Here is a 1,318-nt window from a genome sequence, read left to right as displayed (position 1 = left end):
CCCATTCAGACGCGCAACTACTGGCCACCACCCAACAAGACCGGACACTGGATACGAGCTCAGCCCAAAGTCGCTGGCTCACGCGCCACTGCGCCTAGGCTACATGCCCCGGGCGCCAGTCTCTTTAAGACGCAACCCGATGGGCTGTGGATAAATGTCAACTGGGGCGAGCACAAGTACTGCGACGTGGTAGCAATCGAGGTGTGTGGAACCGCCTCCAATCTGAACGACAAGAGATCGCGTTACTCTCCCTCAACCCACAGCCTTCTCATTACGTTTAATGAAGAGTGGCTTAAAAAAGACTTCACCACTCAGGGTGGCGGCAAAAAGACATACAAGAAAGCACTGAAAATACCGTCTGACGCTCCAAGCGGCGACTTCTCACTCCCGGTTCGCCATTTGCGCGTCCTATATGCCCTACCGAACGAGCTCTACGATATTTGGTGCTCACAGCATTGCCCCACCGGCTATGAATTCTTTTGCCCTCACACGTCTCTAGCATCGCATAGTTCGCCGTCTTTCATCCGCTTCCTACGCCAGATGTCCATTGCAAGTCAGTTTTACAAGAAGTCATAGCCTCCACTTTCAACCAGTTCAATGCGCCTCTAACACTCCTTACTTGGATGAGATTTGGCTGCTACTGAAACTTACGAGCCTGATCAAAATCGGCTTTTGTGAAAGGAGGCGCAAAATCCTGGCTTGCCACGCGGGGCGATGGTGCTTTGATGAGCGCACCACCTCGGCTCAAAGGAGCTTTAACCATGTTCTCTCACCCACAGTTCCAAATCGCCAGCCAACTGCTTATCGGGCTCATGTCCCAAGGCTCCTCTCGCCAATTGAGCGATCGCGTCGAAGACGTGAGGCACGCCTTGGACGTGTCCGCCGAACTGATTCGACAGTGGGAGGAGGACCAACCACGGGGTGCCAAGTTCACTCCGCCCAATCCAGCCCCCCAAACCCGCACACGTGAAGCCGTGGTAGACCGCACTTTCATCCCGACAGACGAATGGCGGCGGAGCCGCGCCAAGAAGAGTGCGCCACCTTCAGTCTTGCGGAACTCGGGGCCTTCTGTTCATTGAAGGATGCCACCTGAAACGAGAGGAGCCCCGCCAGGCGGGGCTCGTTGCTTTAGTGCAACCGGGGGCGCCGTGGAATGGCGGATGGCTGGGACGCGTCCGACGTGACGGGCCGCTCCTGGAAGTCCGACTGCGCCTCCCGGGTCGGCTCGGCTCGAACAGAGCAACGTTCCAAGACAGCCACGCTCGCGGCCTCCAAGCACTCCTCGCGCAAGCGTAGGTCTTCGGCCAAGATCGCCTCA

The 1,318-nt window shown here is 57.2% G+C and carries 1 protein-coding gene; it reads left to right on the top strand.

The annotated features are described in order from the left end of the window. A partial coding sequence (locus tag ACZ4VL_RS40750; protein WP_468211087.1) for a hypothetical protein occupies window positions 1-576 on the top strand: 576 nt, incomplete at its 5' end. Window positions 577-1,318: the final 742 nt, after the last annotated feature.

The sequence above is a fragment of the Streptomyces sp. NPDC029014 genome (assembly GCF_055564695.1).
Note: the sequence above shows the minus strand (reverse complement) of the source record. Positions and strands in the feature narration are given on the sequence as shown.